At 65.2% G+C, this 24147-nt stretch carries 26 protein-coding genes and 1 pseudogene; 14 read left to right on the top strand and 13 right to left on the bottom strand.

All coding sequences use genetic code 11. From position 1 onward, the window contains the following. Positions 1-527: 527 nt before the first annotated feature. The 4 genes from FV220_RS02205 to FV220_RS02190 all read right to left on the bottom strand — a co-directional run bounded on the left by FV220_RS02205 (position 528) and on the right by FV220_RS02190 (position 3542). Entirely contained in the window at positions 528-773 is a 246-nt protein-coding gene (locus FV220_RS02205; RefSeq protein ID WP_147829393.1) for a hypothetical protein, read from the bottom strand. A gap of 161 nt (positions 774-934) precedes the next feature. Then, positions 935-2011, bottom strand: a complete 1077-nt coding sequence (locus tag FV220_RS02200; protein WP_147829391.1) for a magnesium and cobalt transport protein CorA — start codon at positions 2009-2011, stop codon at positions 935-937. Next, on the bottom strand, positions 2008-2193 hold the full coding sequence (locus tag FV220_RS02195) for a DUF2934 domain-containing protein (RefSeq protein WP_246689362.1): 186 nt from the start codon (positions 2191-2193) through the stop codon (positions 2008-2010). Before FV220_RS02195 ends, FV220_RS02200 begins: the two co-directional genes overlap by 4 nt. A 5-nt stretch (positions 2194-2198) precedes the next feature. Continuing rightward, on the bottom strand, positions 2199-3542 hold the full coding sequence (locus FV220_RS02190; RefSeq protein ID WP_147829406.1) for a TAXI family TRAP transporter solute-binding subunit: 1344 nt from the start codon (positions 3540-3542) through the stop codon (positions 2199-2201). Between the two features lie 270 nt (positions 3543-3812). Between FV220_RS02190 and FV220_RS02185 the strand changes: the two genes are divergently transcribed. Next, complete coding sequence (locus FV220_RS02185; RefSeq protein WP_147829388.1) at positions 3813-4046, top strand: hypothetical protein; 234 nt, start codon at positions 3813-3815, stop codon at positions 4044-4046. 714 nt (positions 4047-4760) lie between these two features. Here the strand turns inward: FV220_RS02185 and FV220_RS02175 are convergent. Further along, positions 4761-4895: pseudogene (locus FV220_RS02175) on the bottom strand (IS3 family transposase); the annotation flags it as partial. 318 nt (positions 4896-5213) lie between these two features. Here FV220_RS02175 and FV220_RS02170 point away from each other — a divergent pair. The 3 genes from FV220_RS02170 (at position 5214) to FV220_RS25945 (ending at position 6705) form a co-directional block, all read left to right on the top strand. Then, a complete protein-coding gene (locus FV220_RS02170) occupies positions 5214-5717 on the top strand; it encodes a hypothetical protein (protein WP_147829385.1) in 504 nt (167 codons plus the stop codon). Continuing rightward, positions 5717-6361: a hypothetical protein gene (locus tag FV220_RS02165; protein ID WP_147829383.1), complete on the top strand. Its 645-nt coding sequence runs from the start codon at positions 5717-5719 to the stop codon at positions 6359-6361. The genes FV220_RS02170 and FV220_RS02165 overlap by 1 nt, the downstream gene beginning before the upstream one ends. 185 nt (positions 6362-6546) lie before the next feature. Further along, on the top strand, positions 6547-6705 hold the full coding sequence (locus FV220_RS25945) for a hypothetical protein (protein WP_246689361.1): 159 nt from the start codon (positions 6547-6549) through the stop codon (positions 6703-6705). 33 nt (positions 6706-6738) lie between these two features. On the opposite strand, the gene FV220_RS25940 is transcribed toward FV220_RS25945, so the two are convergent. Both FV220_RS25940 and FV220_RS25935 read right to left on the bottom strand, forming a co-directional pair. Continuing rightward, positions 6739-6954 (bottom strand): hypothetical protein, encoded by a 216-nt coding sequence (locus tag FV220_RS25940; protein WP_246689360.1) that lies wholly within the window; start codon positions 6952-6954, stop codon positions 6739-6741. A gap of 27 nt (positions 6955-6981) precedes the next feature. Then, positions 6982-7137, bottom strand: coding sequence for a hypothetical protein (locus FV220_RS25935; RefSeq protein ID WP_246689359.1), 156 nt, complete (start codon positions 7135-7137; stop codon positions 6982-6984). Between the two features lie 140 nt (positions 7138-7277). Here FV220_RS25935 and FV220_RS02150 point away from each other — a divergent pair, with 140 nt between their 5' ends. After that, positions 7278-7862 carry a hypothetical protein gene (locus FV220_RS02150; RefSeq protein WP_147829404.1) on the top strand — a complete coding sequence of 195 codons (585 nt, stop codon included), beginning with the start codon at positions 7278-7280 and terminating at the stop codon, positions 7860-7862. Between the two features lie 613 nt (positions 7863-8475). On the opposite strand, the gene FV220_RS02145 is transcribed toward FV220_RS02150, so the two are convergent. Next, positions 8476-8802 (bottom strand): hypothetical protein, encoded by a 327-nt coding sequence (locus FV220_RS02145; protein ID WP_246689358.1) that lies wholly within the window; start codon positions 8800-8802, stop codon positions 8476-8478. A gap of 289 nt (positions 8803-9091) precedes the next feature. Next, complete coding sequence (locus tag FV220_RS02140) at positions 9092-10138, bottom strand: type 1 glutamine amidotransferase (protein WP_246689357.1); 1047 nt, start codon at positions 10136-10138, stop codon at positions 9092-9094. 1 nt (position 10139) lies between these two features. Here FV220_RS02140 and FV220_RS02135 point away from each other — a divergent pair, with 1 nt between their 5' ends. The 3 genes from FV220_RS02135 (at position 10140) to FV220_RS02125 (ending at position 13913) form a co-directional block, all read left to right on the top strand. Further along, entirely contained in the window at positions 10140-11102 is a 963-nt protein-coding gene (locus FV220_RS02135; protein WP_147829379.1) for a TIGR03885 family FMN-dependent LLM class oxidoreductase, read from the top strand. A 39-nt stretch (positions 11103-11141) separates the two neighbouring features. Beyond that, positions 11142-12284: a glycoside hydrolase family 15 protein gene (locus tag FV220_RS02130; protein WP_147829377.1), complete on the top strand. Its 1143-nt coding sequence runs from the start codon at positions 11142-11144 to the stop codon at positions 12282-12284. Between the two features lie 855 nt (positions 12285-13139). Next, positions 13140-13913 (top strand): pirin family protein, encoded by a 774-nt coding sequence (locus FV220_RS02125; RefSeq protein ID WP_147829375.1) that lies wholly within the window; start codon positions 13140-13142, stop codon positions 13911-13913. Positions 13914-14303: 390 nt separating this feature from the next. Here FV220_RS02125 and FV220_RS25930 read toward each other — a convergent pair whose 3' ends face one another. The 3 genes from FV220_RS25930 to FV220_RS02110 form a co-directional block, all read right to left on the bottom strand. Beyond that, positions 14304-16118: an ATP-binding protein gene (locus tag FV220_RS25930; protein ID WP_147829373.1), complete on the bottom strand. Its 1815-nt coding sequence runs from the start codon at positions 16116-16118 to the stop codon at positions 14304-14306. Positions 16119-16403: 285 nt separating this feature from the next. Continuing rightward, positions 16404-16625 carry a hypothetical protein gene (locus FV220_RS02115; protein WP_147829371.1) on the bottom strand — a complete coding sequence of 74 codons (222 nt, stop codon included), beginning with the start codon at positions 16623-16625 and terminating at the stop codon, positions 16404-16406. A 125-nt stretch (positions 16626-16750) separates the two neighbouring features. Further along, the gene (locus tag FV220_RS02110; protein ID WP_147829369.1) at positions 16751-17272 is read right to left on the bottom strand and encodes a YetF domain-containing protein; all 522 of its coding nucleotides are present in this window, start codon (positions 17270-17272) and stop codon (positions 16751-16753) included. Positions 17273-17955: 683 nt separating this feature from the next. On the opposite strand from FV220_RS02110, the gene FV220_RS02100 reads away from it, so the two are divergent. From FV220_RS02100 to FV220_RS02075, 6 genes are all read left to right on the top strand, one after another. Continuing rightward, positions 17956-18228: a hypothetical protein gene (locus FV220_RS02100; protein ID WP_147829365.1), complete on the top strand. Its 273-nt coding sequence runs from the start codon at positions 17956-17958 to the stop codon at positions 18226-18228. Positions 18229-18251: 23 nt separating this feature from the next. Continuing rightward, positions 18252-20393 carry an ATP-binding protein gene (locus FV220_RS02095; RefSeq protein WP_147829363.1) on the top strand — a complete coding sequence of 714 codons (2142 nt, stop codon included), beginning with the start codon at positions 18252-18254 and terminating at the stop codon, positions 20391-20393. Positions 20394-20413: 20 nt separating this feature from the next. After that, the gene (locus FV220_RS02090; protein WP_147829361.1) at positions 20414-21079 is read left to right on the top strand and encodes a response regulator transcription factor; all 666 of its coding nucleotides are present in this window, start codon (positions 20414-20416) and stop codon (positions 21077-21079) included. A gap of 303 nt (positions 21080-21382) precedes the next feature. Further along, positions 21383-21880 carry a BA14K family protein gene (locus FV220_RS02085; protein ID WP_246689356.1) on the top strand — a complete coding sequence of 166 codons (498 nt, stop codon included), beginning with the start codon at positions 21383-21385 and terminating at the stop codon, positions 21878-21880. A 66-nt stretch (positions 21881-21946) separates the two neighbouring features. Continuing rightward, entirely contained in the window at positions 21947-22336 is a 390-nt protein-coding gene (locus tag FV220_RS02080) for a hypothetical protein (protein WP_147829359.1), read from the top strand. 235 nt (positions 22337-22571) lie between these two features. Continuing rightward, positions 22572-22973 (top strand): exopolysaccharide production protein YjbE, encoded by a 402-nt coding sequence (locus tag FV220_RS02075; protein ID WP_147829357.1) that lies wholly within the window; start codon positions 22572-22574, stop codon positions 22971-22973. Positions 22974-23046: 73 nt separating this feature from the next. Here FV220_RS02075 and FV220_RS02070 read toward each other — a convergent pair whose 3' ends face one another. Then, positions 23047-24123: an AI-2E family transporter gene (locus FV220_RS02070; RefSeq protein ID WP_187273301.1), complete on the bottom strand. Its 1077-nt coding sequence runs from the start codon at positions 24121-24123 to the stop codon at positions 23047-23049. Between the last annotated feature and the right edge of the window lie 24 nt (positions 24124-24147).

Raw genomic sequence — 24147 nt, 5'->3', positions numbered from 1 at the left:
ACCCGCTTCCGCCCATCGGCGACCCCACCCCCGAGCCGCAGACACCTGAGATCGATCCGCCCGTCGAGCCGCCGGCTCCGCAGCCACCCGGGCCCATCGAAGAAGGCTGACCGCGGAAAAATTCCGTCCGTATGGTCTCGCCCATGGGATGGAACTCAGGCGCGTCGCCGGGCCTTTGCGGTCACGGTGAAGCAGGACAGGATGTACCGGTGCAGCGAAGACCTGCGGAAGCGGCCGCTGCGGTTGGTTTATGAAGTGCAGGCGAAAACATCAGGCATCCGGAGGATTTTAGACCGCACCTATCCGGATGCCCATTCTGTCGTCCGACCAATCGTCAGCATTATTGCGACCCCCAGGACGACGGCGACGCAGGCATAAACTGCGAGACCCCACTCGCTACGGGCTCTGCCAACACAGCGCCTCGTCCTCCACACGGTCCAGTGCGCTACCGGCTCCAGTCCAAATCGGACCTGAAGCCGGTACGACTACAATTATCCCGCTCATAGAGAGCGAAGCTATGGCGAGCCTCAGCCCTTCTTCTGGTAGGCCTTGATTGCGGTCTGGCACCCGGGCGACAGCTTGGACATGTTCTTCTGGAAACAGGCTTGCGTTTCAGGACCGTCCGTCGGCGGCAGGCCGGCGCAGAAGGTCGTGAAATCCCCCGCACACTGCTGCTGCAGGACAGCCTTTTCCTCGGGTGACATGGGAGCCGCAAGGGCGGCGCCCGTCATGAAAGTGGCGAGCACGATGCCCAGCCCGAAACGTATCGACATGATTGATCCTACCGGCATCCGGCCAAATCCGGGTGCAAGCCCAAGAACGCCGTCGGCGGCTTGGCAGTTGCACCCGAGCGCTTGGTAGCCCCCGTACAAGGCTGCGTTACGAACCTTCGGTAAGAGGCGAACCGTGAAACTACGGCCGGCATTCCCTAGAGTCAGCCGTTCTTGCGGAACCGCCAGTACAGCACGGCGCAGGCCGTGAAGATGCCCCCGAGCACGACGAAGTAGCCGTAGCTCCACTTCAGCTCGGGCATGACCTCGAAGTTCATGCCGTAGATCCCGGCGATGGCGGTCGGGACCGCGAGGATCGCGGCCCAGGCCGCGAGCCGCCGGGTAATGGTCGTTTGCTGGGCCTGGCCGAGCATCAGGCTGGCCTCGAACGCGAAGGCGAGCACCTCCCGAAGCGCGTCGATCTCCTCCTGCACGCCGCGCAAGTGATCGGAGACCTCCCGGAAAAGCGGCTGCATCTCCTCGTCGATGGCCACCAGGTCGTCATGTTCGAGCTTGCGGCAGACCTCGACGAGCGGGACGACGGCGGTGCGCAGGCGCAGCAGGTCGCGGCGGAGGAGGTACAGCCGCTCCACCTCGGTCGGGAGCAACTGCCGCTTGAGGATGCGGTCCTCAATGGCTTCCACCTCGGCCATGACCGTCTCCATGACCGGCCGGTAATTATCGACGATGAAGTCGAGGACGGCGTGGAGGATGTAATCCTCGCCATGGGCGAGTTGCTTCGGGCAGGATTCGGTTTTCTCACGGACCGGCGCGTAGGATGCGGAGGCCCCGTGACGGACCGTGACGACGTAACCCCGTCCAACGAAGATCTGCGTCTCGCCGAGTGCGATGCGTCCGTCGACGAGTTGGGCCGTGCGCACCACGACGAAGATGCAATCGCCATAGCGCTCCACCTTGGGACGCTGGTGGGCATGTCTCGCGTCCTCGATGGCGAGGCGGTGCAGCCCGAACCGCTCCTGCACCTGCACAAGCAGTTCCATGGATGGCTGATAGAGCCCGATCCAGACGACGTGGTCGGGTCGTCTCGCCCATTCCCCGGCCTCGTCGATCCGGATGTCCGCGACCCGGCGTCCGCCGGCGTAGACGCCCGAGGCCACGAGCCCGGGAAGGCCCGCATCGGGCAGGGCGACGGGCGGACCTTCGCCGGCCGGGTCGCCGGGCCGCCCCGTCGGCGTGCCTGAAACGCTCCGTTCGTCCTTCGCGATGGGTTCGGCCGTCATGCGATCCGCTTCCCTTTGGCCTCATTGGCCTCGGCCGCGTGCCCCGCCTTGCGTGCATCCTCCGCCTTGAGCTCACGTTCCGCGACCAGCCAGAACTGCATGTCGAGACCTCCCGGCCTATGGTTGCGATCCCAGAGCTCGTAGGCCCGCGCGCGGATACGGTCCGGGGCGATAGTTGACATCGCGGTCATCGTTTCCTCTCTCCGTCCGGTTCTTCTCCGACGACGGCGACGCCGACGCTCGGGTGACCGCGAAGACGTCTCGTGATCGTGGAGCGGGTCGCGTCGATGGCGAAGGTCGCGGCTGCCAGCGTGCGGGGCTCGGTCGCCCGCCTCATGGAATGGCGGGCGATGCTGGCTGCGAGGTCGTCGGTCTCCCCGGCCATCGCTTCCAATTTGACGCGGTCGGTCGAGCAGCGGGCATTCGACCTGATCTCCAGCAGGCGTGCCGTTGCCACCTCGATGCGCTCACGCCGGATGCGCCCAAGCCTTTGACGGAACCAAGCGAAGACAGAGCCCAGGCCGCCACCGAAGATGGCCACGAGATAGATCCAGCTTTCATAGCGCTCAATGAAGCTCTCCTGCTCGCGCTCGTAGTAGTCGATGGCTCCCGGGTGGATAGGCAGGTGTGCGCTGGTCGCCCCGACGGTGGTGTCGTACGTAGGGTGGGTGACATCCTCCGCCGCGGGGGTTGCCTCGGCGAGAAGTGCGCGCATCTCGAACAGATGTTGGGTCACCTCCGCGGCGACGCTGCGCGACATGGTCGAGCGTGCCATCAGGCGGTAGGATGATCCGACCGTGGAGAGGTCCTCCGCCGGCAGGCGCGGGTCACCGTCGAATAGGCCGGCTGGGACGGTGACAGCCTGGAGGCGCGGCATGCGGGCCAGGGTCGCCGGGATGTCGGAGATCCCGAACAACGCAGCCTCGCCGTTCGTGTCTGCATCCCGGACGAGCCCGACGATGCGTTGGGCGGCCGCTGACGTCGGCGTGGTCAGCAGGATCACGGCGTCGATACGTCCGGCGGCGAGGTAAGTCGAAAGATCGGCCTCCTCGACGGGTACCAAGGTCACCGCCTTTGCGGATGCGCCCCCGTCGGGATTGTCGTCACGCAAGTCCAACCCGTGGCGCGCCATGAGGCCGCGTAACAGGGCATGGTCTGCCTTCCGGGGTGCCAGTATGCCTAGACGCTTGCCGGCAAGGGCAGGAAAGCCGTCGATGCTAGCCTGACGAGGCGCGACCACGAAGGTCGCCTGCTCGCGCAGGACCGCAAGGGTGAGCCCGTTGCGCGGCATCGACACGTCCGGACGGACCACGGCGAGGTCGACCTTGCCGTCCCGGAGCGCCTCGGCGCTCTCGCGGACCCCGCCGAAGGGAACGAGACGTAACCGGATCGACGCCTTTCCCTTCATCAATGCATCCGCGTAGGCCCGCATCAAGGCTGGCTCCGATCCGCCGTTGGGCGCTACGGCGACGATCAGTGTGGTCGGATGTGTGAGGTATGCGTAGGCGAGGCCGGCGACAGCCAGCGCCATGAGCGGCGCGCAGAACCACGCCACGCGCCAAAACGGTGCCCCCACCTTGCCCAAGCGAATATCCCCCGATGGCGGCTCATTGCCACCGGGCGAAGGTGGGCCGCAGTAGCCTCCCTTGCGAGTGAGCATCGCCGCAAGTCCGTGGATTTGCGCGGAATCCTGATGGGACACTTATGTGGAAGGCCAGGTCTCCCGCTCGAACCCTTATACGACCAGGCTCAGGTTACGGATGCGGTCCCGACGATGGATCGCGCGAACCCAAGCCGATCCATGCCTGTCCCCCTCCCGGTCTCCGCCATCGTAGCCGAGGCGCCCCGATCCCCCTCCACCAGCTTCATCGTCGGCCAGGACCCGCAGGGTCACTGGGTCGCCGTCGAGACGCACGGCCTGGGCGGCGGCCTCTTCCGCACCCGGCACGACGCCCTCCACTACGCAACCGACCTCACCGACCATCGTCCGAACGCAGTCGTGATCTCGATGGACCGCGTCGAGTTCAAGATCTGAGATGTGCACCGCCGGACCCGAGGCCGCAGCAAGACGCTTGCGTGAGCGGCATGCCCGCAAGCTCGTCATCCGGTACGTCGAGGCTGGCGCGGTTCTCGCCGTGCTCGGAAGCATCGGGTGGATCCTGGGGTTGACCGCCCAAGCCACCGCAGCGGCGATGTGCGTCGGTCTGCCGGTCATGGCGCTGGTCCGCCACATCGCGGTGCGGGCAATCCGCCGCCGCACGATACGGGCGTCCGGGACGAGGTCGTTCGCCCCGTCCCGTCCCGGCCCAACACCCGAGGACCGCAAGACGGGATTGGTTCAGCAGGAAGTATCTGGCCATCGTTCCGAAGGCCATCCAGATCAGGGGGGCGCAAACCGCCGACAGGCCGAGGGCGACGACCAGCTGCCTTCTCGCCGCGTGGGAAGGAAGCGGGATCGGGGCGAGCACGGACAGGATCGCCATCATCGGCGCGTAGGCGATGATGGTCCAGACGAACACGGCAACGGCTACGCAACCCGCTACGAAGAATCCTGTTCGGGCTTTCTCACGATACAGGAGGTCCGTGGGATCTCTCTCAATCCAATGTGGGCTTCCACCTGACCGTCGAATGCAACGCGCCGCCGCCGCCCCGCTCTGGGGACCGGGTCGTCGATCTCAATCATCCGCGTCGTGCGTCTGGTCGAGGGATTTGAACCGTTCCGGGTTTCCCGGAGGCCATTTGGTTTGGGTCAAGCGGCCAAGGCGTGCACCTTGGTGTGGGCATAGTAGCGCGCTTCGGCCTCGGCGGGAGGGATATTCCCGATGGGTTCAAGCAGGCGGCGGGTGTTGAACCAGTCGACCCATTCGAGGGAGGCGAACTCGACACGCGCCGCGTCGTAGGCGTCCTCTCCACTCCAATGGTTGCAACCCATCCGCCGCTTCACGTAGGCTTTCTCGTCCGCGGGCAGGTCGGGTCCGGCCCGGACGAGCTGCGGTCCGAGAAGCGGAACGGCTAAAAGGATGGCCAAGGCCGTCCTGAGGATCATCCCACCCTACCTTTCATCGAATACTAGGGGCTGGAATAGCAGAGGGTCGGCGTGAGACGGCACTGTTTCGTCCCGTGAGGGGAGCCTGTCGCCGTCATCGAACCGTCGCAACGGGCCCGCACTCCAGCATCGCAACCCCACCGGAGGAACCGCTGAATGATCTCACGCCGTCACGCCCTTGCCGCTACCCTCCTGGTGGTTCTGTCCGCCCCGTTGGCCAGGGCCGAGCCGACGGTCGGCCTTGCGGAGCGCCGGGCTATCGCGACCTACCGCCAGGACCGATACCCCACTCAGGAGAAGGCGATCCAGGAGGCGGCTGGCTTTCCCGTTCCAGTAGAAGTCGCGTGGGACCAGCTCACGATTCCCGGCTACGCCAAGTATTATTCCGACGAGGGTTACTTCGAGAAAACCATCTTCGAGCCGCTCGCAGCCGGGCTGAAGGAGGTCGGCAAGGACCCGATGGGACACGAGGCTTTGGCCAAGAAACTCAAGGCGATCCGCGTCCGTTTCGACGAGAAGACCGCCCCCGCCTCGAATTACCCCAATGGCCTAAAGTTCGATGGCGGCACCCTCGACGTGAACTGGCGCCCCTTCGCCAATGTCACGGAGTTCAAGGACCGGGTTGAGGCCGTGGTGAAGGTCCTGGAGAAGAACCTCTGATGGCGCGGGGTGAGACCCGGTTCGCGACGTCGCGAACGGTTTGGCCCGCCTTGGGCCTCGCGGTCCTGCTGGCCACTTGCGGAGCGGCGACAGCCGAGCCGGCCGCGCGATCCGGCAACTACGAGAGCTTGACCCTGGCGGTCTCCGGCAGCGCGGTGGCGGGCGTATTCGCCGAGCAGCGCGGGACGGCCGATCCCGGCGGCCCGCAGTTCAGTTGCATCTTCCTGCTGCGAGGTACCTTCGCGGGTGACGGGGCAACGGTTGAGACGTGGTACCCAGGCGAACCCGAACGCATTGCGGGGCGCCTCCATTTCACCCCAGGCGGGGCCGCGCTGACCCTCTCGGAGAACCACGGCGGCTGCCTAATGACCACGGGCAGCATGGTGGGCACCCCCTACGCGCTCTCCCGGAACGCGGGCGAGGCCTCGACGGAATGGGTCGGCGTCGGCCTGGTGACGGCCAAGCGCACGGCCTTCCGGCACGAACCCGGGCCGGCCCCGGCGCGCGCGCCCTACCTCGTCCAATATGATCCGGTCGCGGTGCTGGAACGGCGGGACGGCTGGTTGCGCGTACGCTACCGGGGCGAGAAGGCTCCCGTCATTGGCTGGCTGCCGGCGGTGGACCTCGCCGTGGTCATGCCCTGAACGCCACGGGCCAGAAGTGCGCTTCGGTCCCGTAGCCATCGCAAGACCATAAGATAGGACTTCACATGCGCCGCCCTCTTCCGCACACCGTCCTCCTGCTAATCTTATCGAGCGCCCCCGCCATCGCCCAAGCGCCCGCCATGCCGCCGCGTCCCACGACCGTCTGGGTACCGGTTGAGGAGCCGATGAGCGTGCTCCTCAACGGCGGCCACCGCATCGTATCCGCCATGGGTCCCAGCTTCACCCTGGAGCGCGGCGGCAAGTATGTGGTTTGCGAGATCCGGCCGGCGGGCGGCATGCGCGGAACGCCTGAGACTACCTCGACCTGCCACCGCCTGAACTGACGGCCGACGTGGGCTCTCCCCTCCGCGCGCGCTTCACCGTTGACGGATAGGCCGGAGCGGGCCGTGAAGGAACCCGGGTTCCATACCCATCTCCGCAGCGCGCTCCCCGATCACGTTCAGGCCGCCCATCAGGCCGGCGATGGGTGAGTCCTGCAGGCCGGGATGGTTCAGGGCCTTTCCAATCTGGCGGCCTTCCCACCAGAGCTCCGCGAAAAGCAGGGCCAGGAGCCCGAACAGCCACCAGGTCACCAGCCCCTGCCCGAGGAAATAGACGCCTTAGGGCGGCGACAGGAAGGTGCTGAGATGCGACACGCCGATGATACCGGCAAAGCCCAGGACGAGGATCGTGGGGAGGCGAAACAACAGGCGCCGGTACAAGCGAAGTGCCAGATCGAGCTCCTCGACGGACGACTGGTCCAGCCTCGATTGCATTCGAGATCCTTGCGTGAAAGCCCATGAAGATATGGCCGATGGGCGACATGCCCGCAACCAAAGCGATGCCGATTGCGGCCGGTATGCCCTTTGGCGACGCGACGGGCGAGACCGGTCCCGTTGGGCGCCGGAGGCATCCGATGAGTGGCGCGGCGTTCGGCATTCGCGTCGCCCTGATCGCGACGGCCGTGCTCCCGTCTCTTCTCCTCCCGGCGCGGAATGCCAAGGCGGCCACCTTTCCCCTCGCCTGCCGCAACGTCCACGCCGACCTCGACCGTTACGCGCACTGCGCCCGCCGCGATGGCGTAATGTTCCGCATCGACCCCGCCTACCTCGCGCGCATGCGCTTTCACGGTGGGCTGACTGAGATCGTCGTCGACGGGGTCGGTTGGCTCTGGGCGCGTCGCGACGGCCTGGCGCTGCCCGTTTTCATCCTCGATAACGGGCCGGACCCTTTCGCATCGGGGCTCGTGCGTGCCTGGCACGTGGGCAAGGTCGCTTTTTATGATCGACGCCTGCGTTGTGTCCTCACCACCGCATTCGATTGGTCCTTCCCATTCAACGCACGTGGCGAGGCTCTAGTTTGCCAAGGCTGCCGTTCGGACGGCCGCGTACCGTCCTCCATGGTCGGTGGTCTGTGGGGGCTCATCGATCGGCGCGGTCGCATCACGATGCCGCTGGCCGAGGGCGGGCAGGCGTCCGACCGGTATCTTAATGAGCCCTGATGGATCGTTGAACGGCATCGCCGGGCGCGCGCACGCAGGAGGCGTTTCGGCATGATACGCACGCTGGTCTTGGTCACGTTGGTTGGCTCGGTCATTCTGACGCCGTGTGCTCACTCAACCGAATTTGGCCAATCTGATGTCCGCACGGCTCCGCGAGCCCGATTTTCCGGAACGACAAGTACCGGCCCCATTGGGGTGGCGACACGGGAGCCGGACGGCAGCCTCGTCCTGATCCTACGCGCTGGGTCGTTTGGAGGCGCCATGGGAGACGCTCGAATTCGCTACGCTCCGTCGGATCCGGCCTATCCCGGCATCGCCCGGCATCTCGGACCGATCTCGCCGGGCGGCTCCGTACCGGTTCGCCCCTTCCAGGAGCGGTGATCGGGATGCGAACCGTGGAACACGTTCTCCTCGTCTTCGGCCTGATGGTCTGTAGGGCCTCACGAGCCCTGGTCGGGTCGGAAGCGGCCCCCCTGCTGATGTGGTAGTCCCGACCGACTAGGGGCTCATGCCCCGGCGGTGGTCATGGGTATGTGATAGGCATCGCCTGCGACGCCGGGTGATCGCGAGCGAAACACCGGGGCTGCTTCCACACCCCCGGTGTTCTGGATTGCTACGCAGCCCTCGCGGTGACCTTCGCAAAGGCGCCTGTCGCGATCTGGTCATCAAGCTGCGCCTTGAAGTTCGCGATCCCGAGAACCTGGACGGGGTTGCCCGCCTCGTCGAGGAACTCGTACAGCGCGTCCTCGATGTTTCGGTTGCTGAAGAACATGATGGCGTCCTCGTCGCCGCCACCCTCCATATGCGGGTCGCCGTTCGCCGCGCCCGAGACGTAGCTCCCCGCCGGACGGGTCTCCTTCAGCGTACCGTCCTCGCGGTAGAACCTGAGCTCATCCTGCATCACTAGCGTCACGTAGGGGCTCTTGTGCCGGTGCAACATGACGCGCTGGTTCGCGGCGAATTTGAATACGACGTCGACGATGCGGTTTTCCTCGTCGACCTTGTAGACGAAGAAAGCGATCTACGGGAGCCAGTCGAGCGTCCGCCAAGTGATGTTGTTCTCGTCGAACATTTGGTTGGGCATCCAGTTTCCTTCCGTTCCCCCATCCGGCCGCTCGTGGGCGGCGCACGGCTTTCCGCCGCGTCGAATGGCTCGTAATGGGGCAACGTCCCCGACGGCGGATCGATGCGACCACCCTCCTGATCCCAACCCAGGTCGGGCGGCCATATCACCGTCTGACGTCTCGCACCGGAATGGAGAGCGCCTCGATGAAGTTGGCGATCTCGACCTGCCGGTTGCCCCCATCCGTGACCTGGTCATTCAGCCCAAGTCGCCACGCGAGGTCGCGCCGGTCGGGTTCACGGTGGAGGGCTTCAACGAGGTCCGCCTGTTGCTCGACCTCGCGCCGGTTACGTGCCAGTCCGCTTTCGATCAGATCGTCGGCTTGCCGCCGAAGGGCCCCCGCCACCTCATCGAGATCAATCTCCGGGTGGTACTGGACGCCCCAGAACGTGCCTCCGTCGTGCCGGATCTCGGCGGCCTGGACCACGGTGGACCGGTTGAGGGCGAGCAGGGTGGCCCCGCCCGGAAGGGTCTCGACCTCGTCCGTGTGAATGCTAGGCGCATCGTAGGCGCCGGGTCTGCCTTTGAGCATCGGATGCGACCGCCCTGCATCCGTCGGGACGATCCGCCGCGCGAAGCCGGCCTCCGGACCGTTCCGGTTCCGCCGGACAGTGCCGCCGGCGGCAACGGTCGCCATCTGCAGCCCTGCACAGGACCCGAAGGATGGCGTACCCGAAGCGAACAGCGCGCCCATGAACGCGAGTGAACGTCTGACCTCCGGCGTGTCCTCGTAGAATGATAGGGGCGAACCTGAGAGAAAAACGGCATCATATCCGCCTAGGCTCTCGCCCCCCAGAAGGGCGCCGTCCGCGTCCGCAGGGGTGATGCGGTGGCAAACGGTGCCTGGCGCGAGGAGAGCCAGGATTTCGACGTAGGTCTCTCCGGATGAGCGCCCAACGCTGTCGCGGCGCTTCTCACGGGCCTCCGGAGGTTCGCTTTCAGCGACGAGGAAACGAAGTCCTGATGTTGGTCCCTGCAAGGCTGTGGCGCTCCGGGGAGCCATTCCCTTGGGACCCGAACCATTGGCGGAAACCGACGTTCCGGGCCGGGCGGACCTGCCGCAGGTGACGAGGACGTGTCGAGTTGAAGCACTCAGATGCAGGAACGTCGGGTTCCAGCCGCCGTTCGCTTTCCGTTTGATCAGGACAACCAACTTGGCGCGCTTCGGCTATCACGCTTCGCACGAACAATACGCGCCATCCACGCTTCTATCGTATGTCCAATCGGCCGAGCGTGCCGGCTTTGCCTGCGCGATGTCGTCGGAACACTTCAAGCCATGGAGCAACGCCCAGGGCCATGCCGGTCATGCCTGGTCCTGGCTCGGTGCCGCGCTTGCAACGACACGATTGCCGTTCGGCATCATCACGGCGCCTGGGTATCGCCATCACCCTGCCGTCCTCGCCCAATCGGCCGCGACCCTGTCCGAGATGTTCCCCGAACGCCTGTGGCTGGCCCTCGGAAGCGGCCAGCGCTTGAACGAGGACATCACGGGCATGCCGTGGCCGGAGAAGGCCGAGCGCACCGCCCGCCTCAGTGAGTGCGCCGCGGTGATCAAGGCGTTGTTCGATGGTGAGACCGTGACGCACCGAGGCCGGGTCACGGTGGTGGAAGCCAAACTGTATTCCCGCCCAGCCAAAGCACCCCTCCTGCTGGCCGGCGCCGTCACTACTGAGACAGCCCGTAAGGTCGCGACATGGGCCGACGGTCTCGTCACTGTCGGCATCGAGCCGGGCAAGCTCCGTCCTGTCGTCGAGGCCTTCCGCGAGGGCGGGGGCGAAGGCAAGCCGGTCTTCCTCCAGACGAAGGTGTGCTGGGATACGGACGACGGGCGGGCCCTCTCCGAGGCCCACGGGCAATGGGCCGCCAACATGCTGGAGGGCGACGCCAACTGGGACTTGCGCACGCCGGAGGACTTCGAGACCGCGTCGCGCTTCGTACGTCCCGAGGACGTTCACGGTTGTGTCCGGGTGTCCTCGGACCTCGAACGTCAGACAGCATGGCTCGCCGACCTCGTGGAGATCGGCTTCGAGGAGATCATCGTCCACCAAGTCGGGCGTAACCAGGAGGCCTTTATCGAAGCCTTTGGCAGAAGCGTCCTGCCGCGGCTTCGCGCCTAGACGGCCACTCATGAACGCTTTCCCCTGGAGCCATCGATTGTGTTGAAGCCTTTTCCTCGTACCGGCGGGCGGGTCGAACGTGAAGACGGATACCTTCCACTTGAAGCGTATGCCGCCCTTGGCGAGGGTCGTTCGGTCGCCCTTTCCGGCGCGGACGGATCCATCGATTGGTGGTGCTGCCCGAACCTCGATTCCCCTCCGCTGTTCGACCGTCTTCTATCCCCGCACGAGGGTGGTTACTTCGCCGTCACGCCGGATGCGCCGTTCACCGCCGAGATCGGATACCGCGTTGGCAGCAACGTCCACGAGACCGTGTTCATTACGGCCACAGGCAAGGCGCGCCTCACTGAGAGCCTGAACAGCGGGCCGGCCGGGCGACTGCCCTGGGCGGAGCTCGCCCGTCGCATAGACGGTATGGAAGGGCACGTTCGCTTCCGCATCGAGCTCGTGTTCGGAACACGCGGCGACACTGCCGGACCGTTCCTTGCCTCGAACGCAAGCGGCACGGCGTTCCATGTCGCCGGCTTGATGGGGCTGTTCCGGTACAGCGACGGCGTCCGCATCGGTGGGGAGGACGATCACGCCATCAATGCCACCGTCGAAGTGCGAGAGGGGCAGCGCGAGACCGTCGCCATCGTCGCCGGCGCGCACGAGCCGCTGGTGGTCGCACCGGTGGCGGAAATCGACCACCGCATTGAGGTCTCCTGCGACGCATGGCGCAACTGGACCGAGCGTCTCGGCTACGATGGCCGGTACGGCGAGCAGGTCGAGCGCAGCGCCCTTGCCCTCAAACTCCTGCTCTACTCCCCTACCGGAGCCATCGCCGCTGCCGCGACGACGTCGCTTCCGGAAGGCATCGGCGGGAAGAAAAACTACGATTACCGCTATGCCTGGATCCGAGATGCCGGTTACGTCATCAAGGCGTTCCTTCGCCTCGGCGCCCATGCCGAGGCCAGCGCGGCGTTGACTTGGCTCTTCCGACATCTGGAAGAACACGGTGCCCAAGTTCTCTTCACCCTGAACGGCGAGAACGTGTCCGAGGAGGAGGAACTCGATCTTCCCGGGTATCGCAATTCCCGTCCCGTCCGTACCGGGAACGCCGCCACGGGGCAGCACCAGCATGGTGATCGACGGCGCAATGATCCGCTTTGGGGACCAAAGTTCCGTTTTATTTCAACTTGAAGTGTCACTAGGTCGCATTGGAGGCGGAGCGGCCTCGTTTAAGTTTAAATCTCTCCTCGGCCCCAGTTTTGATGACCTTATATCTCGCACCTGCGTCGTCCCTCGCTGTGCGGCATTTGCTCAGCTCAGGCCGAACATCATTAGTCGCAGAAAAATCGTTCTCGTCGGGAGAGGGAACGGCTCCCTCTTTCAAGCGGTATCGTCCGAACGGGCCATTTGCCTATCTTGATCGATTGCCCAGGGTCGGGCCTTGTGTCGGTTATCCGTCCATACGGCCAGGAAATCCTGCATGACGCGTTCGATGTGCACGGTAGCTGCGTTCCTGTTGGCCTCCTGCGCATGGGCAGGTGACCCCAAGGTCGACCCGAGCGCCTACGTTCCATACACCGCAAGAGCGAACCCGAGAATCACCACGAAATGGGGGGCTGAGGCACTTCCGGGGATCAACCGCCTCCGTAAGGAGGCCGCGCAGAAGGTCGCACGTTTCAAGACGTGCAACGGCATCTCGACATCCGAGCTCTCCGAGCAACGAAGCGCAACCCCCGACAACTGGATCGTCGTCGTGACGTGTCGGAACGGGATGAAGTTCTATGTCGCCCGGGAGGACATCGCGCCTGGGAACCAAACGATGGCATTCCCGGCACATGGGGGATCCGCATAGGTGCGTTAGCGGGGGGCGGAACTCGTAGCCCAATAACAGGCCTGAAAATGCTGGTGGACGATCGATCCGAAGACCATCACCCTGGGTTTGCGGTGTTCATCGGCGTCCGGAAGCGTGAGGGCACCTGCGACAGCCGAACGCGTTGTCCGGCACGTCCACTCGGCCGTCCGGCCAGCCAGGAGGTTGATCCCACCATGATCCGTAAGGCGACGCGCACGACGGAGGATGCCATCGACAGCGGCAGGTTCTCAGCCCGAGCGTATTTCCCAGGTCACCTTAAGCCCGGAAGCGAGGACCACGGCCTAGGCCCCCTGGCGACGATCATGGAGTCTTTCCTCGCTCCGGGGACCCACATCAAGCTTCACGAGCACGTCGTGGACGAAATCGTCTCTTGGGTCCCGGCGGGCGTGATGCGCCACGATGATCCTAAGGGCGGCCACCTCACGGTCGACGCCGACCATCTCATGGTCATGAATGCGGGGCGTGGCTTCCAGCACGAGGAACGCACGCGCGAAGACGACCCACCGCTTCGCATGCTGCAGATCTTCGTTAGGCCGCAAGCGGCAGGTCTCGATCCCTACATCCAGCATGGCCGGCTCCCCGAGCCCCGTGTGAACGAATGGCGACACGTTTTCGGTCCGGCCGGGGGCGAGGCCCCCTTCAACGTGCGCAACGCCGTCGACTGCCGTGACATCCGCCTTGTCGCCGGTCAAACCACGTCCTTGCCGAACAAGGCTGGCCAAGCGACCTACTTCTTCGTGTTCACTGGATTCGTGACAGCCGACGACCAGACGTTTGGCGAGGCCGAAAGCGGCTTGGTGGTCGCGGACGGCAATATGCGGTTGGAGGCCGTCGAGGACGCGGTGGTCCTGGCCTTCGTCATCGACGCGAGCGCCGAGGTCTGTCGCGGCGGCACGGTCGGGGATGGCGAGACCGTGCATCGCATGGCTGCGCAGTCGCTCCGCTGAACCCGAACCCAGGTGGGCTGCACTTGGTTTAGGCGGCCTCGTCCCAACGTCGGGTCCATGGAACCGACGTGCGTACGGTGGCCGCTGCCGAAGGGGCCGGCCGGGTCAGGGAGGGGTCCAATCCGACAGGGGGGCTCCTTGGCCTTATAGCCCTTCGAGGTATTTGCGAAACGGGTGGTTTACCTGGCAAAGCCGATCATGCCCGCCTTGATGACGAGCTAATCTCCTTTCCCGACCGAACGTCCGTGGTCCGATCACCTGACGCGGAGTTCGCACCTGCCTTGGCAATCGACATCAGTCGAGGGGCCTGCTGCTGCGCGTGGCAGGATCGCGGGGCCTGAGATAGGTTCGACTACCGCTTACCCGAGGGTCACGCTACCGACGGACGTACTAATTTTGCTCCTGGGCCATAGGATGGGCGCAGGCTTGAGCCGCGTCGCGGGACGTGTCCAGGCGAGGTAGATACATAGCGATCGTGGTGCCTTGCCCCACCTCGGAGCGGATCGATACGTGCCCGCCTGATTGCTTGACGAAGCCGTGGACCTGCGACAGGCCAAGCCCGGTGCCCTTGCCGACGGGCTTGGTCGTAAAGAAGGGCTCGAAGACCTTCTCCTTGATGTCCGGCGTCATGCCCGTCCCGGTGTCCGACACAGCGATCAACACATATTCCCCGGCGCCCACGTCCGGATGCAGCGCAGCGTAGGCCTCTTCAAGATGCGCATTCGCGGTCTCCATGGTGATCCTCCCACCGTCCGGCATTGCATCGCGCGCGTTCACCGCAAGATTGAGGATGATGCTTTCGAGCTGGTTGGCGTCGGCAAAAATGGGCCACAACCCATCCGCAAGGACAGTTTCGACAGCAATGTTCTCGCTCAACGTCCGACGTACGAGGTCGCACATGTCCGACATAAGCTTGTTGGCATCCACCGGCGCCGGATCGAGTGGTTGCTGGCGTGAGAAGGCGAGCAGGCGATGCGTCAGCGCGCTGGCGCGTCTCGCGCCGTCAATGGCGTTCGATACGAGGCGTACGTGGCGTTCGTCTCCATCAGCCATCCGCTGGCGCAGCAGGTCGAGGTTGCCCACAACGATAGATAAGAGATTGTTGAAGTCATGCGCTATGCCGCCGGTCAGACGGCCGACAGATTCCATCTTCTGTGCCTGGCGTAGCTGTTCGCCTATGCGTTCACGCTCGCGGGCCTCCTCCTGGAGGGCATCGGCAGTGTTCTGCCACTGCTTGCGAGCCAGTTGCTCGCGCCGCGTCTGCCGGATCGCCAGGTTGGAGACCGCCAGGAGAGCCAGGGAGGCCAGGATTGCCACGATGCCGAAATCGAGGAGGTTGCGCCGCCATGGCGCCAGCGCGGAAGGCACGCTGATGCCGAAGCCGACGAACACGGGGTACCCGCCGACCTTCCGATAGCTAAATATTCGCTCGACGCCATCGATTTGTGAGAGGAGCCGGAACGACCCACTTGGCGAGGACCGGATACGCTGCATCATGGCTCCGGACATTGTCAGCGCAGCTACCGAGGTCGATGGCTCGCGCGCCAGGATTTGGCCGTCCTCGCGGACCAGGATGACGTTGTGATCGAACTCGGGGTCGACGCTTCGATAGAAATCCTCGAAGTAGCTCCGGTCTACCGAGACCGCCGTCACGCCTTGGAACGCGCCCTGCCGATCCCGAATGCCGCCCGCCACGTTGAACACCTGCTTTCCGGATTGCGGACCGGTGTGAGCGCGCGAGATGTATGGAAGCGGTAGGTTGGCCTCCTTCAGCGCCTGAAACCAGTCGCGCTTGGCGAAGCTAACGTTCGGATCGGCCGGGTATGTCCGCCCGCTTGCGCGCATGCGACCCTGAGCGTCGACAATGGTGATGGTGGCGACTTGGTCGAGCTGGTCCTGCAGGCGCAACTGAAGTTGATGTAGCGCGGCTCGATCCTCCTCCCGCGCCCAATCCATGACGCGCAGGCGTTCCCCGACCTGATCGATCACGAGCCGGTTCGTCTCGAAAACCTTTACGGCATGTTCGTGCAGGATACCGACGGTTCGTTCGACCCGTACTTCCGCATCATGCAGGGCGTCTGCGTAGCTCTGCCAGGATGCGAGTGCGAAGAGTACCGCCGGAAGGAGAATGGCTGCCGCGAGCAGCGCCGTGCCGGGCTGGAGAGTGTCGTGCAGGCGCGAGCGGCCCGACGCCGGATTGGACAAGCTGGACTCGCTATTCCGAGGCACGGTCTACAGCCAACGCATGATTGCGATTTCTGTCCTGCCCATGAGGTGTTTTCACGAGGTTTCGGTCAAGCAAGGAAGGGGGACGGTGCCAGTGAACCATCTCCTTTCTCGACGCCGGAGATGGGGGCATGCCCCTTACGACGAATGGCTTCGTTGAGGCTGGATCAGCCAACTTACTTGAACGCGCACACTGTAGCGCGCTGAATTCTTCTACGGTATATACCGCCATTGGCGAGGTGATCCTAATAGGTCAAACTCACATTATGAACCATTGGATGGCTCGCCATCGCGACAAACTTGGCCGCCAGCCTGTCGGATCAGATCCTCGATCTCAGAGCGGCTCTCCTGAGCTTGCATAAAAAGATCTTTATCGTCCCCGATGCAATAAACATTGCTCTGCTTTCCGACAGATACAATCGTTTTGATCGATGAAATATTTACAAGAACTTTGTTGCTCGAAATTGTGATTTCAATGAAATTCATTAGATTTTCTCCATGAAGTTGAATGACTCTGCCGCAAACTGCCAGTCCATGTCTCGGAATTGGCAAGAGTGTCCAAACGGTACACTTATTAATTACGCGAGGACGGGGCGCCCGCTTCCGCTGCATCAGGCCGAGAGCTCTCCCTGTACGTTCGCCAGCGTGGTCGTCTCGGGAGTTCCTGATTGACCCTTGAGCACGCTCATGGAGTCATCCGTCTCCAGGACGACGGCATCGACGACGGCAAGATCGCCCGCACCGGAGGACCGAAGCGCGGAGAGCACCTCATCCTTCGTCACCCTCTGCGTCCGCAACGCCTGTTCCAGGAACAGGCCGTTATGCACGAGCAAGGTCGGCTCGCTCTTGATCAGCCCGTCGACCCAACTCACTCGAACCGCGAGCCAGGTGATGGCGAACTGGAAGAAGACCAGGATCGCCATGGCTAGGACGCCCTCTGCCAGCGCGACCGACTTGCTGAGCAGCACCGTCGCGAGGGTCGAACCCAGGGCGACCGTGACCACCAAGTCGAAGGCATTGAGCTTCGTCAGCGTGCGCTTTCCGGATATCCGCAGGATCGCGACGAGCGCGACATAGGCCAACGGACCGACGAGGAGCACGCGCCAAAGTCCCGTCCAGCTATCGAACAACATGAGTATCCTCCTGGGCCCCTCGGCCGGCGGGCCCTGCGAAGCATGCCGCCGCCCGTCGATCAGGGCGTTCCGGATCGAGGCTCGACCGGGCTGTACGAGGACAACGCTCGCGACCACGCCCGGGTGCGTAAGGATTGCCCCTGGAGGATTGCGGGCTTCCCTGACAGCGTGCCGGTTTCCCCTCACCGTGTTCCGTTTTGCAGGCACGGTGTCGGGATAAACCCGACACGTGTCGAGATGACCCGCGCACCCGGGGAAACGGCTTGCTGCCCGACCCAAGTTCAGCGCTTCTCAGGGCGGCCACGCAGGACATCCAAGCTGACTGGAAGGTTGGCGCACATGCTCATGAACATCATCAGGCAAGGTTCCCGCGCCCGTGCGGAGGGCTACCGGAAAGATGCCAGCCCCTTCCCCGAGGACTCCCGCGAGCGTCGGGCCTGGATGGAGGGCTACGAGGCCTCCTCCTGGGCCTTCGGAGCGAGGGTGCCACATCCGGCACGAAGGCTCGCGGGCACCACGTCCCCGAACAACGGAGTAGGTGGGTCAGGCGCGCCCGTGCCGAAGACGTCCGCCTGAAACCCGTGCGGGCACGGCCGGGCCCTTCGGCATGGGGAAACCAGTGCCACCCGACCTCATCGCCCGCCCCAGGGACGGGACACGAATGAAACAGGGAGGCTCATAAGATGACGCGAAAAGCCCGGCATTCGCCGAAAGGCCGAACCCTCGCCCGCCTGGAACGGGTAGTGACGGTCCTCGTGGAGGCGAAACTCATCGATGGCGCCTCCCCGCCGGACCTCATCGAGCGCCTGCAGCGAATGGAGGAAACCGTGCGCGAGACGCATCGCGACCGCCAGACCCTTCAAGTCATCGAGTCGAGTCTCCGCCTTCTTCACGATGCGGACGGAACCGCGGCGACCAGCCCGGCTTCATCGTGTGAGCCCTTCGAGTTCCCGTGAGGAGCCCGTCACGCCGGAATGCCATGACCAGGCTGATCGAAGGCCTTCACGGCTCGACCGATGCAAGTGGGGCCGTGGAGGAGCGTGGTTCCTTGGATGTTGGCGAGGAAGTAACCGTGCCGGCGGGCCAATGGAGCCGCGGCAGCGTTCGGACCTTCGTCGCCCTCGCCTTCGCGGCCGCCATTCCCTTGCTGCTGCTGAGCGGCTGGATGGCCACCCTCATGGCGCAGCAGCAACGCGACCAGACGCGGAGCGCCGCCGTAGCCAGTGCCACCCGGGTGGCCGAGCGCGTCTCATCGGACATCGCCTCGCAGATGGAGGTACTCGGTGCGCAGGCGGCATCCGCCAGCCTCGACCGGCCGGACCTCGCGGCCTTCTATGCCGAGGCCACACGGCTCAAGGCGGCGCATCCCCTTTGGGAAACCGTCGAGCTCTCGAACCCTTCCGGGGTCCAGATCGTCAACCTCCTCCGCTCGCTTGATGCGGAGCTCGGCCCGACCGCCGACCGCGAGAGCTTCGATGCCGTCATTCGCTCGGAGCGCCCGGTCGTCGGCGGCATCGGGCCGGTCGGACCGATCTCGGGCCAGCGCCGCGTCGCCCTCCGGGTGCCGGTCATCCGGAGCGGGGCGCTCCGCTTCGTCCTATCGGTCGGACTGGCCACCAACGCCGTCAGCTCGATCCTGCGCGATGCCGGAGCGCCGGAAGGCTGGGTCGGAACCATCGTCGACGGGGACGGGAATACCATCGCCCGCACCCGTGCCGAGGCCGAGGAACTCGGACATCCGGCGAACCCGGCACTGCGGGCCGCGATCATGCGCGCTCCAAGCGGCTTCTACAGCGGGCCTTCGTTGGAGGGGCCGGACATCGACGTCGTCTACCGCACCCTGGAGGGTACGGGCGGATGGTCGGTGCATTTCGGAATGCCGGTCGCGGCACTGAACGCGCCCGTGGCACGTTCGTATTACGTGCTGGCCGGCGGCAGCGTGCTGAGCTTCGGCCTAGCTTTGGGGCTCGTGGGCCTGGTGAGCCGAGACATGGCGCAGCGACGGAGCGGCGAGCAGGCTCGCTTCTCGCTCGCCCTGCGGTCGAGCGAGGAGCAGGGGGCGTTGGCGGTCGAGGCGGCGGAGCTCGGCACATTGCGCTGGGATACGGCGCAGGAGCGCGCCATAGGCTCCATACGGGCCGCCGAGCTCCTGGGATGGGATACCGAGGCGTCGGTGGATCGAGAGATCCAGGCCGACGCCAGGAAAATGCTCGATGCGGTCCACGAGGAGGACCGCCACAGACTCGTCGATGCGGTTAGACATTGTATCGCCGACGGCATGCCCCTCGACGAGGAGTTCCGGGTCAGAGGTCCGGGGGGGCAGCCGCGCTGGGTCAGGATGATCGGCCGCGTGCCGGAGTCGTTCAAGGGCGCGCCCGCGGCCCTGATCTACGGCGTGGTGGCGGATATCGAGCCGCGCAAGCGCATCGAGGCCGAACGGCTCGATCTGCTCCGCCGTCTCGGCGAGGCACAGGAGGACGAGCAGCGCCGGATCGCGCGGGAGCTTCACGATCAGGTCGGCCAGACAGTCACGGGCCTTTCGTTCGGCCTGAAGGGCCTGCAAGGTCTCCTGGAGGCACAGGGCGTCTCCGGCGAGGCGACCGATCAGGTGCAATGGCTGCGCTTGCTCGCTGGCGAAATCGGGCGCGACATCCATCGCGCCGCCGTCCAGCTCCGTCCGACCGCGCTCGACGACCTGGGCCTGCGCGAGGCGCTCGCCACCTTGCTACGCGAATGGTCCCTCCGCCATGGCATCCTGTCCGACCTCCAGTTCCCGGGCGAGGCCTCCCGGCTGCCGGCGGATATCGAGACGGCCCTCTACCGGATCGTGCAGGAAGCGCTCACCAACATACTCAAGCACGCGCAGGCTCGCACCGTCAGCGTCTCCGTGGAGCGGCGTCCGGACGAGGTGCGCATGATCGTCGAGGATGACGGCATCGGTTTCGATGCGGAGAAAGACCCAGGGCAGGTCGAGGATGGTTCGGCGGTCAGGCCCCACCTTGGCCTATCGGGCATCCGGGAACGCTTGTCCCTCCTGCGTGGAACGCTCACACTTGAGACGGCGCCGGCCAGCGGGACGACGCTGTTCGTGCGCATCCCGTCCCCGCCCCGATTCGCCTGACGCCGAGCAAGGGTCAACCGATGGACCGTATCCGGGTCGTCCTCGCGGACGACCACCCAATCGTCCGCGCAGGCATCAAGACGTTGCTGGGCACCGACCCCGGGATTGAACTCGTCGGCGAGGCCGGCAACGGCGTCGAGGCGCTGTCTATCATCTGTGGCCTCCGGCCGAACGTCGCCGTCATTGACGTTTCGATGCCCGGTATGAACGGCCTCGACCTGACAGAGCGGGTCACGCGCGAATGCCCTGGCACCAACCTCCTCGTCCTCACGGTCCACGAGGACGTGGCCTACGTCCAGCCCCTGCTCAGGGCGGGCGCACGGGGCTACCTCCTAAAGCGCTCGGCGGCGGAGGATCTCCCGCGCGCGGTGCGGGCCATCGCCGCGGGCGGCGTGTATCTCGATCCCGCCATCGCCGGCCATGCCCTGGCGGACCCATCCGGTGGGGCCCGCGGGGGTGAAACGGGCGTGGCCGGCGAGGCGCTCAGCCCGCGGGAGACGGAGGTGCTCAGGCTGATCGCGCAAGGCTTCAGCAACAAGGAGATCGCCCGGAACATCGACGTCAGCGTGAAGTCCGTCGAGACGTACAAGGCACGGGCGGCCGAGAAGCTCGGGCTGCGTACGCGGTCCGAGATCATCCGATATGGCGCCTCGCACGGCTGGCTGGATGCACTCACGTTACGGTGACGGCACCGGAAGACGTCGAATCGCCGCGTTCCGATCATCCCGTCCAACGTCGATGGCATCCACCCTGCCCCACACGACCCGGCCGGGAAGACACGGCATGCGATGGCGGCCTTGGCTCCGTGACGGGCGAACCCTGACGTCGTTGCCGCGAACTCCGACAGGAAATCCCCTGGGTCCTGCCTAAATCTATCAGCATCCGAGCAGGCTTCTCGACCGGCGAAACACCAAGTTTCCCCGCTCAAGGCAATAAATGATCTGCTCGGAGTAGGCCGAACTACGGCAACAAGCTGAGGATACGCCTTGATGTCTATATCGAAGCTAAGGACATTCGCCATCGCCGTCATCGGATCCGCAGCGATCCTCGGTGGTTCGGGCTCGGCGTCGGCCCGCGACGGCACGGCCCAGTCCCTATTCGCAGACCTCCAATCGAGTGGTGCGGGTTTCACCTACGTTCGTGATGGTCGCTACGGCGGGGGCATGCGTGGACACGGTGTGGGCCGCCATCGCGGTTTCGGCGGGCGGCGCTTTGGTCATGCGGGACGCGGGTATGGCCGGCATCGCGGCTATGGCCGCGGATACGGCTACCGTCGAGGCGGCTACGGGCGGGGCGGCGCGGCCCTCGGCGGCCTGGCCGCCGGTGCGATCATCGGGGGAGCGCTTGCGGCCCAGGCGGCACAGGGCGGCAACGGGAGTGGCCCGTCGCGCGCCGAGGTCGCCTCCTGCTCACGGCGCTTCAAGTCTTACGACGCCTCTTCCGGCACCTACCTTGGCTACGATGGCCAGCGCCACGACTGCCCCTGACGGACTACACGCCGTCTCGCGGTTCGACCTCGGGAATACGCGTCGGTCCAGGAAGATCCCCGCGCGGTGACCCGTACCGGACGACACCTGCCCATCAACTCAAGTCCACTGGAGAATGACATCATGATCCGTTCAAGAACCTCGTGGAACGTCGATCTCGCCAAGGGTCTCGCATCGGCAACCCTGCTGCTCGCATTGGCGTCGCCCGCCTTCGCCGTCTCCGTCATCAACAAGGACACGAAGGAACATACGGTCACCGTGGACCTGGGTTCGACCGAGACCAACAAGAAGGTCGCGGCCGGCGACACCCTTCAGATCGAATGTCCGGAACGCTGCGGATTGCGCGTTGTCGGGTCCGGCTACGGACGTCAGCCCGGCCCCGACGGTAAGCTGCTCATCGACAAGGGCGGAATGCTTCGCTTCACCGACGAAACCGGCGCCCCCAAGGCGCAATGACGGCCTGGTCCCCTCGTGCCGGAGCAATCGGCTCAAGTCCCATTCCGCGGGTCGGGACGCAGCCTGGGACAGTCGGCATCCCCGACGACGCCCCCGGCGACCGGTCGCGAGGGAACCAACCTTTATGCATTGCCCAGCGGGACACCGTCATCGAACGAACGACGTTCGAACGGGTCCCGTCCGCGGCACGACCGGTCGCCCGCTCCGCTCGGTCCCATGAATCGGAGGAAAATCGATGAAGTCCTTGAAATTTGCCCTGCCGGCGTTGCTGGCCCTGACCATTCCGGCCCTTGCCGCGCCTTGCGCCACGGGCGACGTGAGGGCGAAGGACCCGACACCCCAGCACGTGGACCCGAAAAGTTCGGACGTGGACCGGTCGAGCAAGAACCTCGCGGGTGGCTCCCAACCGGCCTCGCCCGGCACCATCGGTGCCATGAACAATGTCGGCGCCAACCAACGCCTCGGTGAGAAGCCCGGCACGGAAGCCAGGATCGACCAGGGCGGTGGGGTCGGCACGTCGAGCAAGAACCTCGCTGGGGGGGCGCAACCGGCCTCTCCCGGTACCGTCGGCGCCATGAACAACGCCGGGGTCGAACAGAAGCTCGGCAACTCGGCCGGCAAAGGCGACGATTGCTGATCGCCGCCGTGGCGGGGACCGTCATGCACCGGCCATGACTGTCTCTGCGCGTTCCATCGATGGGTCCCGCACGTCAGTCGTGATCCTCGCCCGGGGTAGGCCGGCGAGCGGTTTCCCGGCGACGGCGTGCCAACCAGCCCTTGCGTTGCTCGGGCTCCGACAGCAGCCGCGCCACCCACTGGGTCGATGGGAAAGCCTCGCAGGCGATCACGATGGCCGAGGTCAGCGGAACCGCCAGGATCGCGCCGGCAATGCCCCAGACCCAGCTCCAGAACGAGAGCGCGACGATGATGGCGAGGGGCGAGAGTGACAGGCTCCGTCCCTGGAGCATCGGGTAGACGACGTTGCTGATGATGAGCTGGATCACAGTTAGGCCGACGAGAACGAGGACCGGAGCCGTCACGGTCTGGAACTGCATGTAGGCGTAGAGGCTGGGCGGCAGGATGCCTATCAGGTTGCCCACCACCGGGACGTAGTTCAGGAGGAAGTTCAGGACGCCCCAGACCAGCGCCAGGTCGAGGCCGACGGCGAACGCGAGGAGCGTCGTCGCCGCCCCGGTGAGGAGGCTCGTCAGGGTGCTGATGCCGAGATACTGGCGAGTCTTGAGTGCGATATCCTCGACGGATTCGATGATCTTCCTCTGCTCCTCGCGGTTGAAGGTCTCGCGCAGCTTGATGCGCAGGGCCGGCACCTCCGGCAGGCCAAACGTCACCAGGAGCGCGATGAAGCCGAGATAGGCAAGCGTCGCGTAGACGTTCTGCAGGAGGCCTCGCGCCACGCCGATCAGGCGTCCGTAGGCGACCTGCCCGTCGAGCGGCCAACCCCAGAGTTCGCCCCACCGAGCCATTCGTACGTAGAGGACGTTGAAGCGTTCCCAGTCCTGCTCGAAGGCAAAGACGACTTGAGCGGCGCAGAAATAGACCGCGACGGTGAACCCGGCGAAGACGACGGCGAGCGTGGCGACCGTCGCAGCGTAGGCGAGACCGGAAGGTAGGTACCGGTCCACCCACTTCTTCACCGGCCACACGGCCGCGATCACGACGCCGGCCGCCGCAAGGGGCATCGTCACGGAATAGCTCGCCCGGAGCGCGCCGACCCCGAGGATCACCGCGATGACGCCGAGCAACTTGTTGCGGGTCGTGTCACGCATGGTCAACGGGCGCATCCCCTCGGT

The sequence above is a fragment of the Methylobacterium sp. WL19 genome (assembly GCF_008040005.1).
Taxonomy (GTDB): domain Bacteria; phylum Pseudomonadota; class Alphaproteobacteria; order Rhizobiales; family Beijerinckiaceae; genus Methylobacterium; species Methylobacterium bullatum.
Note: the sequence above shows the minus strand (reverse complement) of the source record. Positions and strands in the feature narration are given on the sequence as shown.

What these genes read in the sequence shown, in the direction of transcription:
- FV220_RS02075 (WP_147829357.1), top strand. Translation starts at nt 22,572, where the DNA reads ATGAAGTCCTTGAAATTTGCCCTGCCGGCGTTGCTGGCCCTGACCATT.
- FV220_RS02205 (WP_147829393.1), bottom strand. Translation starts at nt 773, where the DNA reads ATGTCGATACGTTTCGGGCTGGGCATCGTGCTCGCCACTTTCATGACG.
- FV220_RS25945 (WP_246689361.1), top strand. Translation starts at nt 6,547, where the DNA reads ATGAGCGTGCTCCTCAACGGCGGCCACCGCATCGTATCCGCCATGGGT.
- FV220_RS02185 (WP_147829388.1), top strand. Translation starts at nt 3,813, where the DNA reads ATGCCTGTCCCCCTCCCGGTCTCCGCCATCGTAGCCGAGGCGCCCCGA.
- FV220_RS02110 (WP_147829369.1), bottom strand. Translation starts at nt 17,272, where the DNA reads ATGTTGTTCGATAGCTGGACGGGACTTTGGCGCGTGCTCCTCGTCGGT.
- FV220_RS02125 (WP_147829375.1), top strand. Translation starts at nt 13,140, where the DNA reads ATGATCCGTAAGGCGACGCGCACGACGGAGGATGCCATCGACAGCGGC.
- FV220_RS02115 (WP_147829371.1), bottom strand. Translation starts at nt 16,625, where the DNA reads ATGAATTTCATTGAAATCACAATTTCGAGCAACAAAGTTCTTGTAAAT.
- FV220_RS02070 (WP_187273301.1), bottom strand. Translation starts at nt 24,123, where the DNA reads ATGCGTGACACGACCCGCAACAAGTTGCTCGGCGTCATCGCGGTGATC.
- FV220_RS02090 (WP_147829361.1), top strand. Translation starts at nt 20,414, where the DNA reads ATGGACCGTATCCGGGTCGTCCTCGCGGACGACCACCCAATCGTCCGC.
- FV220_RS02085 (WP_246689356.1), top strand. Translation starts at nt 21,383, where the DNA reads ATGTCTATATCGAAGCTAAGGACATTCGCCATCGCCGTCATCGGATCC.
- FV220_RS02100 (WP_147829365.1), top strand. Translation starts at nt 17,956, where the DNA reads ATGACGCGAAAAGCCCGGCATTCGCCGAAAGGCCGAACCCTCGCCCGC.
- FV220_RS02145 (WP_246689358.1), bottom strand. Translation starts at nt 8,802, where the DNA reads ATGTTGCACCGGCACAAGAGCCCCTACGTGACGCTAGTGATGCAGGAT.
- FV220_RS02195 (WP_246689362.1), bottom strand. Translation starts at nt 2,193, where the DNA reads ATGTCAACTATCGCCCCGGACCGTATCCGCGCGCGGGCCTACGAGCTC.
- FV220_RS02095 (WP_147829363.1), top strand. Translation starts at nt 18,252, where the DNA reads ATGACCAGGCTGATCGAAGGCCTTCACGGCTCGACCGATGCAAGTGGG.
- FV220_RS02200 (WP_147829391.1), bottom strand. Translation starts at nt 2,011, where the DNA reads ATGACGGCCGAACCCATCGCGAAGGACGAACGGAGCGTTTCAGGCACG.
- FV220_RS02150 (WP_147829404.1), top strand. Translation starts at nt 7,278, where the DNA reads ATGAGTGGCGCGGCGTTCGGCATTCGCGTCGCCCTGATCGCGACGGCC.
- FV220_RS25935 (WP_246689359.1), bottom strand. Translation starts at nt 7,137, where the DNA reads ATGCAATCGAGGCTGGACCAGTCGTCCGTCGAGGAGCTCGATCTGGCA.
- FV220_RS02170 (WP_147829385.1), top strand. Translation starts at nt 5,214, where the DNA reads ATGATCTCACGCCGTCACGCCCTTGCCGCTACCCTCCTGGTGGTTCTG.
- FV220_RS02190 (WP_147829406.1), bottom strand. Translation starts at nt 3,542, where the DNA reads ATGGCGCTGGCTGTCGCCGGCCTCGCCTACGCATACCTCACACATCCG.
- FV220_RS02165 (WP_147829383.1), top strand. Translation starts at nt 5,717, where the DNA reads ATGGCGCGGGGTGAGACCCGGTTCGCGACGTCGCGAACGGTTTGGCCC.